Below are 9,635 nucleotides of genomic sequence, written 5' to 3'. Positions count from 1 at the left end.
GCTTGGTTCTCTGGTCCTCACGTAGGTTAGCTACGCTCCGGTCCTCAAACCTGCGCCGCCTTGAAATACTTGCTTCTCGACAGACACGATTGGTTACACATTGTTACTATAACTACATAGATTTTAGGAGGTTTAAGTGATGTTAGATATTAAATTTTTACGAAGCCATTTTGATGAAGTGAAAGAGAGATTAAAGTATCGTGGTGAGGATTTAACTGACCTTGGGCGTTTTGAGGAATTAGATACGAAGCGCCGCGAGCTTATTTTGAAGACTGAGGAGTTAAAAAGCCGTAGAAATGAAGTGTCTGGTCAAATCGCCATTTTAAAACGAGAGAAAAAAGATGCAGATGCTCTCATCTTAGAGATGCGTGAAGTTGGGGACAAAGTCAAAGAATTAGACACGGAATTAAGAGATGTAGAAGGACAATTAGAGCATCTTATGTTATCAATTCCGAATATACCACATGAAAGTGTGCCAATTGGTGAATCTGAGGATGATAACGTTGAAATCCGTAAATGGGGTGAGCTTCCTGAGTTTGGATTTGAACCAAAGCCACATTGGGAAATTGCTGATCAACTTGAAATTTTAGATTTTGAACGTGCAGGAAAAGTAACTGGTAGCCGCTTTGTATTTTATAAGGGGCTTGGGGCAACACTTGAAAGAGCGTTATTTAACTTTATGTTAGACCTTCATGTGGAGGAACATGGATATGAAGAGGTCATTCCTCCATATCTAGTCAATCGTGCAAGCATGACAGGTACAGGACAGTTACCAAAGTTTGAAGAAGATGCATTCCTCATTGAAAATGAAGACTACTTCTTAATTCCGACTGCTGAGGTTCCAGTTACCAACCTACACCGTGATGAAATTATAGGTGGAGAAGAGTTGCCAATCAAGTACGCGGCATTTAGTGCTTGTTTCCGCTCTGAAGCTGGTTCAGCGGGAAGAGATACAAGAGGGTTGATCCGCCAGCATCAGTTTAATAAGGTAGAACTAGTGAAGTTTGTAAAGCCAGAAGATTCTTATGAAGAATTGGAAAGCTTAACAGCAAATGCTGAAAAGGTACTTCAGTTATTAGGTCTTCCTTATCGTGTCTTGAGCATGTGTAGTGCAGATTTAGGATTTACTGCAGCAAAGAAATATGACATTGAAGTATGGATTCCAAGCTACGAAACTTACCGTGAAATTTCTTCTTGTAGTAATTTTGAGGCATTTCAGGCAAGACGAGCGAATATTCGTTTCCGTCGTGATCGAGATTCAAAACCTGAGCATGTTCATACTTTGAATGGTTCTGGACTTGCCATTGGTCGAACTGTTGCAGCAATCCTAGAGAATTATCAACAAGAAGACGGTACAGTTATCATACCGGAAGTATTACGTCCTTATATGAGAAATAAAGAAGTAATTGGTCCGAAGTAATCTGAAAAATAAAGGCCAGGATTTATTATTTTCCTGGCCAATAATTTTTTTTATAAATAATGTTGACATACAAATTAGAACTATGGTATATTAATTTTTGTCGATACGGAGGAATACCCAAGTCCGGCTGAAGGGATCGGTCTTGAAAACCGACAGGGGTGTTAAAGCCCGCGGGGGTTCGAATCCCTCTTCCTCCGCCATAATTTTTAAATAATACTAGCGCATAAAGTATTGGAGATGGACTCGTTACTATTACAGTAACGAGTTTTTTGCTTTTTAAAATATATTTTATCAATAAAGAACCCCTTTTGAGTGATGATCTCAAAAGGGGTAATTGTCGTTCTAGCTTTTTAAAAGCTCAGTTTGTCTGATAAACTTTGAAATTTTCTCGATAATTGGTTCAACTGAACCTTCATCTTGTAAAATATCGTATTCATTGATGTTTAATCGAAGGACTGGGCAAGCAGTAAAATTATTGATCCATTTTTCATAGCGACCGTGCATTTCTTCCCAATATGAAATAGGAGTTTGTTGCTCCATCGGTCTCCCGCGTTCCTGGATTCGATTAATTATATCGTCGAGGCTGCCTTCAAGATAAATTAATAAATTCGGATGTGGGAAATATGGTGTCATTACCATTGCATCAAAAAGGTTAGTATAAGTCTCATAATCGACAGGTGCCATTGTTCCTTTTTCATAATGCATTCTCGCAAATATGCCTGTGTCCTCATAAATAGAACGATCTTGGACAAATCCTCCGCCATATTCAAAGATTTTCTTTTGCTCTTTAAAACGTTCTGCAAGGAAATAGATTTGAAGGTGGAAGCTCCATCTTTCAAAGTCTGCATAAAATCGATCTAAATATGGATTCGTATCTACTTTTTCAAAGGAGGTTCTAAATCCAAGTGCATTTGCAAGTGCATTTGTCATCGTAGACTTTCCAACACCAACTGTACCTGCAATGGTGATCACTGCATTACTAGGGATATCATATTTATTACGCAAATTCATTCTGTCTTACTCCTTTTTCAAGAATGGTGTCTTCTATTTTTGATAGGATTTGTTCCAGATCCTGTTTGTTCTGGACAAAGTCTAGTTTGTCTCCGTTAAAACGTATAACAGGAATATTCGGATGTGACTTTTCAAACTTTGCCATTGATTGCTCATAATCAAGGCTTAATTGACTAAGATATGCGGGGTCAATACCTTTTTCGATGTCTCGACCACGCATTTTAATCCGCTCTAATAAAGTATCGAGGCTAGCGTGTAAATATATGACGACATTTGGTACAGGCATATCAGCTGTTAGAATCTCATAAATCTGTAGGTATTTTTGAAATTGCTGAGTTTTCAAAGTCCGCTCAGCGAAGATTAGGTTTTTAAATATATGATAATCCGCAACAACCGGTTGATTTCTTTGTAGGTAATTTTCATTAATGTCTTCAAGTTGTTTGTATCGGTTACAGAGGAAAAACATTTCTGTTTGAAAACTCCATTCATCAATATTCGTATAAAATTTACCCAAGAATGGATTTTCATCGACTATCTCTTTCAATAAGGCAAATTCAAATTGCTCTGAAATAGCCTTAGCGAGAGAGGTCTTCCCAACTCCGATCGGACCCTCTACTGTAATAAAGGGAATCCTACTACCCATCTCGTGTCCCCCTTTTTATATCAATCAAATGACAGATAAGCATTATTTTATCACAGGAAGATAGATGTTTGTTATTAATTGTCGAAAAAACAGACTGGGAAATATTATAGTTTTCTTATTGTGCACTAAATAGAAAAAGGAACTCGAAAAATCGAGTTCCTTTGAATGATTTCATCGTTTGACGACATTGAAATTATCTGTGATCAACAGCCAATTTTGTGGGAACGGTAGCCCTAGTTTCCAATAGCTGATTCCTCGTAGATTCAATTCTTTAATCAAATCAAACTTTGCTTGAATGCTTCTAGCATCCTCAAACCAAACCTTATGTTGCTTTCCAGCTGAGTCCGTATAATCAAAGTGTGGAGCTTGTGCCTTCGTATCGTATTGGATTGGAACATTAAACTGCTTTGCGAGTTCAATTGCTCGCTGTGGGCTTACCGCTTTTGCATATTCGCCACCTTGCACAAATGGTAGTGTCCAATCATAGCCATAGAGATTTTGACCCATCATAATTTTCGACCCTGGCATTTCAGTAAGGGCATATTCAAGAACATCTCGAACAGGACCAATTGGTGATACTGCCATTGGTGGGCCGCCACTATAACCCCATTCATAGGTCATGATGACAACAAAGTCCACAATTTCACCATGTGCTTTGTAATCGTGTGCTTCGTACCAAGCACCCTTTTGTTCTGCACTTGTTTTAGGAGCAAGTGCAGTGGATAGCAGCCAGCCTTCTTGGCTAAAACGCTGTTTTGCTTTACGCAAAAAGTTGTTATAGGCTTCGCGGTCTTCTGGTCGTAAAAACTCCATATCAAAATGAATATCACGGAACCCGTATTTTTTAGCTGTTTCTACTATTGTATCTAACAGCTTATTTTGGACATTTTGATCGGTAAGCACAATTCGACCTAGTTCATTGCTAAATTGTCCTTCTTCTAAATTCGCAACAACCATCATAAGGGTTACGTTATTTGCACTTGCGATGCTTGGTAAATTGTTCAATGGTGGTTCTTTTAGAGTGCCATCTCGTTGGATTTGAAAGTTAAATGGGGCTAAGTATGTTAAGTATGGAGCTGCTTGTCGTGCACTTCTTTCGAGAGCGGGACTTACCGAAGTTCCTGATGGTTCTAAATAAGCATTGATTTCTGCATTTCGTTTTGGGCGTGCAGGAATATAGATTCTAAGACCTACATTTAGTGGACGATTCGGCGGAATTTGGTTGATTTGTGCTAATTGCTGATAATTGATTCCAAATTTATTTGCAATCGACCAGAGGCTATCGCCTTGCTGTACCCAGTAAAATTGTCCAACAATAGGAATAACCAGTGCCTGGCCGATCGCTAGATTACCGGGGTCTGGAATTTGGTTTGCACGAACAATTTCATCCACTGTGGTTCCGTAAGCACGAGCGATTCCAAATAAGGATTGACCTTGTTCTACAACATGAATTTGCATGTTTGACCTCCTCATTCTACAATCTAGGTAACACACCTTTATTACTCTATGAGAGAATAAGAAAGATGATGCTTGGATAAGTTGTTTAATTGCCTAGTGAGGGAGTATTTATTTTGATGAAATCAGACGAATATTATATGAAATTGGCGATTGGAGAAGCAAAAAAGGCAGCAGATATTGACGAAGTGCCAATTGGGGCTGTCCTTGTAATAAATGATGAAGTTATTACAAAAGCTCATAACCTCCGTGAAACACAGCAACGTTCAATTGCCCATGCAGAACTATTGGCACTTGATGAAGCCTGCCAACGTTTAGATACATGGAGATTAGAGGATTCAACCTTGTATGTCACTCTTGAGCCTTGTGCAATGTGCTCGGGGGCAATCGTGCTATCGCGGGTAAAACGGGTCGTTTACGGGGCGAGTGATCCTAAGGGAGGATGCGCGGGAACCTTAATGAACCTTTTACAGGATCAACGATTTAATCATCAAGCCGAGGTTGTTCCAGGTGTTTGTGAGGAAGAATGCAGTGAACTCCTAAGTTCGTTTTTTAGACAGCTTCGAAAGAGAAAAAAAGAAGAAAAGAATCGTACAACTGGTTCTACTTGAAAAAACTTACAGTTGGAATACGTTGATTTTTTTTGAATGAGCCTTTATACTAAGAATGTGTCACAAAGACACCTAACAATTTGGTATCAATTTTGCCGTGCTAAGCGGGGAGGTAGCGGTGCCCTGTACTCGCAATCCGCTCTAGCGAGGCCGAATCCCTTCATAGAGGGTAGTTATTGTAGGGTCTGCCTCAAGTAAGTGGTGTTGACGTCTGGGTCCTACGCAATGGGAACCCGTGAATCCTGTCAGGTCCGGAAGGAAGCAGCAGTAAGCGGACTCTCCCATGTGCCGTAGGGTTGCCTAGACCGAGCTAACTGCTTGAGTAACGCCTGGGGTAACTATTCGACGGAAGGTGCACGGCAGTTATACTACATAAAACAACTCACTCATTCGGGTGGGTTTTTTTATTGTCTAGTTTAAGGCACCATCGGCTCGAGGTCATAAGTCAATCGCTTCGGAAGGTAAAAGGCACCTTCTGTCAGCGCTCGTCTTATGCTTGTCGCCGATAGGCAGGCGCCTTGAACTTTTCTTGCTTTTTCTAGATTTTTAAAGTGAATGGTATAATCACTTTGTACAGAATATTCACTTCCTGTATAATAGGAAGTGGACGAAGAGAAGGAGGGGCAATATCAATGGCATATCAAGCATTATACCGTGTCTTTCGACCACAAACCTTTCATGATGTGGTTGGACAAGAACATATAACCCAAACATTAAAGAATGCCCTTCTTCAAGAAAAGTTTTCTCACGCTTACCTTTTCTCAGGACCAAGGGGAACAGGAAAAACGAGTGCTGCGAAAATTTTTGCGAAAGCCGTTAACTGTGAGCGTTCTCCAGTTGCTGAGCCATGTAATGAGTGTGCCGCATGTCGAGGAATTACCGACGGCTCGATTTCTGATGTAATTGAAATTGATGCTGCCTCAAACAATGGTGTCGATGAAATTAGAGATATTCGCGATAAAGTGAAGTATGCTCCAAGTGCAGTACGCTACAAGGTTTATATCATTGATGAAGTACATATGCTTTCAATTGGTGCGTTTAACGCCTTGCTAAAAACATTGGAGGAACCACCAAGACATGTCATTTTCATTTTAGCAACAACCGAACCACATAAAATTCCACTTACGATCATTTCTAGATGTCAACGTTTTGATTTTCGTCGGATTACAACTCAAGCAATCGTAGGGAGAATGAAAACGATCATATCTGAACAGAACGTGACAGTGGACGATCAAGCACTTTACGTTATCGCAAGAGCTGCTGAAGGTGGGATGCGGGATGCGCTAAGTTTATTGGACCAAGCGATTTCCTTCAGTGACGAAGAGGTAAAACTTGAAGATGTTCTCACGATAACCGGGGCTGTTTCGCAATCGTTGCTAACGAATGTGGTTAAGGCGACACACGAACGCGATGTCCGAACAGCTTTAAAGACGCTCGATGAAATGATGGACCTCGGGAAAGACCCAATGAGATTCATTGAAGATTTAATCTTCTATTATAGGGACATGCTTTTATATCAAACAGCCCCCCAATTAGAAGAAGTGATGGAGCGGGTCTTAGTTGATGAAGACTTTTCAGACCTTGCAAAAAATATCCCGAATCATGAAATTTATGAAACCATGGATATTTTAAACCAAGCCCAGCAGGAGATGAAGTGGACAAACCATCCACGAATTTTTCTAGAGGTAGCGCTTGTAAAGCTTACTCAAATGGATAAACAACATTCATTAGAATCATTGCCACAGATTGAAGGCTTAATGAATAAAATAAATATGCTAGAATCTGAACTTGCATCGATTAAGGAAAAAGGTGTAACAGCCCAACCACAAGATGCAAAGCCTGCTGAAAAACGTCCACAAAAAACATCTAGAAATGGTTACAGAACCCCAGTGGGAAGAATAAATGAGGTTTTAAAGAGTGCAACTAGACAAAATCTCGAATTATTAAAAGGAAAATGGGGCGATATGCTCGATCAACTTCGTAATCAAAACAAAGTGTCTCATGCAGCCCTTTTAATTGAAAGTGAACCAGTTGCAGCTTCTTCAAATGCGTTTGTGTTAAAGTTTAAATATGAAATCCATTGTAAAATGGCATCTGAAAACGCAGAAGTAAAAGAAAACCTCGAAAACATTCTTTCTACATTAACTGGAAAAAGGTTTGAAATGATTGGTGTACCTGATGATGAATGGGGTAAAATTAGAGAAGAGTTTATCCGTGGGCAAAAAACCGATGATGATCAAGGGCCTGAGCAAACAGAAGACCCTCTTATTGCAGAAGCGATGAAAATTGTTGGTGCAGAGCTCATTGAAATAAAGGAATAATAAACATAAAGGAGGAATTTAACATGATGCGTGGCGGCGGAATGGGTAATATGCAAAAGATGATGAAACAAATGCAAAAAATGCAAAAGGATATGGCGAAGGCACAGGAAGAACTTGCTGATAAAGTGGTAGAAGGTACTGCTGGTGGTGGTATGGTCACTGTAAAGGCAAATGGCCAAAAAGAAATCATTGACGTTATCATTAAACAAGAAGTAGTAGATCCAGATGATATTGAAATGCTACAAGACCTTGTTTTAGCAGCAACAAATGATGCCCTTAAGAAGATCGAAGACCTAACAAATGAAACAATGGGTCAATTTACTAAAGGAATGAACCTTCCATTCTAATGGGTTGAAAGGACTTAGATAGATATGCATTATCCTGAACCAATATCTAAGCTAATAGATAGCTTTATGAAATTGCCAGGTATCGGCCCAAAAACGGCCGTGCGTCTGGCTTTTTTTGTATTAAGTATGAAAGAGGATGTCGTGCTTGATTTTGCAAAAGCACTTGTTAATGCAAAGCGGAACCTCACATATTGTTCAAATTGCGGGCATATAACAGATAGAGACCCTTGTTACATTTGTGAAGATGAACGTCGCGACAAAACCGTAATCTGTGTCCTACAGGATCCGAAAGATGTAATCGCGATGGAAAAAATGAAAGAATACAACGGTCTCTATCATGTCTTACATGGGGCAATCTCCCCAATGGATGGTATTGGTCCAGAAGATATTAAAATTCCTGAATTACTGAAAAGACTTCAGGATGACACGGTACAAGAAATTATTTTAGCGACTAATCCGAACATCGAAGGGGAAGCTACAGCTATGTATATTTCCCGTTTGCTAAAACCGACAGGTATTAAAATCACAAGAATCGCACATGGATTACCAGTTGGTGGAGATTTAGAATATGCTGATGAAGTAACACTATCAAAGGCACTTGAAGGTCGCCGGGAACTATAGGAGGTCTTTTATGCTTTTTAAAAAGAAGGGAAAGCTTCGACAAGAATATAACCAAGAGCTCTTTAGTCAGTTAGAAATAGCAAAGAAGGAATGGATGAGACAGAAAAACCTTATCGAAAAAAGTGTTGAACCTTCTGATGATGTTCTAAATGAACTTAAGGTTGCGGAAACCAAATACTTCTTTTTACTAAGAGAAGCAAAAAGGCGAAAAATATTTCTATAAAAGTAAATCCTATCAAGGAAGTAAGACTTTCTCTGATAGGATTTTTTTATTAGGACCGGATTTAGTAAATAAAATGGGACAAGAGGTTCTTAAAACTCTTCACTCACATAGAATAGTAGTACAAGTTGTGAGAAGGAGTGAAGTCTGATTGGAACCAAAGTTTGTTATAGCTATACTTGGAGGATTGATCGTACTTGTTCTTTTGATAGGAGCACCTCTTAGGCCAATTCGACTAGTGGGACAAGTATTTGTCAAAATCTTAATCGGCGCATTGTTTTTATTTTTCTTAAATGCATTTGGACAATCATTTGACCTACATGTACCCATAAATCTAGTGACTTCTGCAGTATCTGGTCTACTCGGTCTCCCAGGCTTAGCGGCACTCGTGATCATAGATTTATTTATAGTAGGATAAAAAAACAAATGGGATCTCATTTGTTTTTTTATTGTTTAATTTAGGCGCCAGGTCATAAATAGTGAGATAGTTAGAAAACAGCAAAGTTATTTTGATATAATTTGTTGACATTTAGTTGTATCGGGTGTATATTTAAATTCCTCACAGGGAATACCTTAAAATAAGAAAAAAACATAAAAAATAATGTTGACTTATTTTTATGAGGATGTTATATTAATAAAGTCGCTTCTGAGAGGCGAAACAAAAGTTCTTTGAAAACTGAACACAATACAAGCGTCAACGTTTAATTCTAAAGTAACAAACTATTGAGCAATCAATACTCTTATTGGAGAGTTTGATCCTGGCTCAGGATGAACGCTGGCGGCGTGCCTAATACATGCAAGTCGAGCGAACTTTTGGGAGCTTGCTCCCAAAAGTTAGCGGCGGACGGGTGAGTAACACGTGGGCAACCTGCCTATAAGACTGGGATAACTTCGGGAAACCGGAGCTAATACCGGATAACATATGAGACCACATGGTCTCGTATTAAAAGATGGCTTTTAGCTATCACTTATAGATGGGCCCGCGG

The 9,635-nt window shown here is 39.3% G+C and carries 10 protein-coding genes, 1 tRNA gene, 1 rRNA gene and 1 other RNA gene; 10 read left to right on the top strand and 3 right to left on the bottom strand.

Annotation, left to right across the window (positions count from 1 at the left end):
* The first annotated feature begins 139 nt into the window (after positions 1–139).
* Together serS and ACFSFW_RS00340 are read left to right on the top strand one after the other, a co-directional pair.
* The gene (serS, locus tag ACFSFW_RS00345) at positions 140–1,420 is read left to right on the top strand and encodes a serine--tRNA ligase (protein ID WP_304220490.1); all 1,281 of its coding nucleotides are present in this window, start codon (positions 140–142) and stop codon (positions 1,418–1,420) included.
* 107 nt (positions 1,421–1,527) lie between these two features.
* A tRNA-Ser gene (locus ACFSFW_RS00340) sits at positions 1,528–1,620 on the top strand.
* Positions 1,621–1,762: 142 nt separating this feature from the next.
* Here ACFSFW_RS00340 and ACFSFW_RS00335 read toward each other — a convergent pair.
* The 3 genes from ACFSFW_RS00335 to ACFSFW_RS00325 all read right to left on the bottom strand — a co-directional run bounded on the left by ACFSFW_RS00335 (position 1,763) and on the right by ACFSFW_RS00325 (position 4,532).
* Positions 1,763–2,431 (bottom strand): deoxynucleoside kinase, encoded by a 669-nt coding sequence (locus ACFSFW_RS00335; protein ID WP_099355773.1) that lies wholly within the window; start codon positions 2,429–2,431, stop codon positions 1,763–1,765.
* Positions 2,418–3,074 carry a deoxynucleoside kinase gene (locus tag ACFSFW_RS00330; RefSeq protein ID WP_304220494.1) on the bottom strand — a complete coding sequence of 219 codons (657 nt, stop codon included), beginning with the start codon at positions 3,072–3,074 and terminating at the stop codon, positions 2,418–2,420. Before ACFSFW_RS00330 ends, ACFSFW_RS00335 begins: the two co-directional genes overlap by 14 nt.
* 171 nt (positions 3,075–3,245) lie before the next feature.
* On the bottom strand, positions 3,246–4,532 hold the full coding sequence (locus ACFSFW_RS00325) for a LysM peptidoglycan-binding domain-containing protein (protein ID WP_304220496.1): 1,287 nt from the start codon (positions 4,530–4,532) through the stop codon (positions 3,246–3,248).
* Positions 4,533–4,648: 116 nt separating this feature from the next.
* Between ACFSFW_RS00325 and tadA the strand changes: the two genes are divergently transcribed.
* From tadA to ACFSFW_RS00285, 8 genes are all read left to right on the top strand, one after another.
* Positions 4,649–5,140, top strand: coding sequence for a tRNA adenosine(34) deaminase TadA (gene tadA / locus ACFSFW_RS00320; protein WP_304220498.1), 492 nt, complete (start codon positions 4,649–4,651; stop codon positions 5,138–5,140).
* Between the two features lie 95 nt (positions 5,141–5,235).
* Positions 5,236–5,500, top strand: an RNA gene (gene ffs, locus ACFSFW_RS00315) — signal recognition particle sRNA large type.
* Positions 5,501–5,772: 272 nt separating this feature from the next.
* The gene (gene dnaX, locus ACFSFW_RS00310; RefSeq protein WP_304220500.1) at positions 5,773–7,461 is read left to right on the top strand and encodes a DNA polymerase III subunit gamma/tau; all 1,689 of its coding nucleotides are present in this window, start codon (positions 5,773–5,775) and stop codon (positions 7,459–7,461) included.
* Between the two features lie 26 nt (positions 7,462–7,487).
* Positions 7,488–7,808, top strand: a complete 321-nt coding sequence (locus ACFSFW_RS00305; RefSeq protein ID WP_099355781.1) for a YbaB/EbfC family nucleoid-associated protein — start codon at positions 7,488–7,490, stop codon at positions 7,806–7,808.
* 24 nt (positions 7,809–7,832) lie between these two features.
* Positions 7,833–8,429, top strand: a complete 597-nt coding sequence (gene recR, locus ACFSFW_RS00300; protein ID WP_099355777.1) for a recombination mediator RecR — start codon at positions 7,833–7,835, stop codon at positions 8,427–8,429.
* 10 nt (positions 8,430–8,439) lie between these two features.
* A complete protein-coding gene (locus ACFSFW_RS00295) occupies positions 8,440–8,652 on the top strand; it encodes a YaaL family protein (RefSeq protein ID WP_304220502.1) in 213 nt (70 codons plus the stop codon).
* Positions 8,653–8,800: 148 nt separating this feature from the next.
* Entirely contained in the window at positions 8,801–9,067 is a 267-nt protein-coding gene (locus ACFSFW_RS00290; RefSeq protein ID WP_304220504.1) for a pro-sigmaK processing inhibitor BofA family protein, read from the top strand.
* A gap of 322 nt (positions 9,068–9,389) precedes the next feature.
* Positions 9,390–9,635, top strand: a 16S ribosomal RNA gene (locus tag ACFSFW_RS00285); the annotation flags it as partial.

The sequence above is a fragment of the Ferdinandcohnia salidurans genome (genome assembly GCF_042680725.1).
Classification (GTDB): Bacteria; Bacillota; Bacilli; order Bacillales; family Bacillaceae_L; genus Ferdinandcohnia; species Ferdinandcohnia salidurans.
Note: the sequence above shows the minus strand (reverse complement) of the source record. Positions and strands in the feature narration are given on the sequence as shown.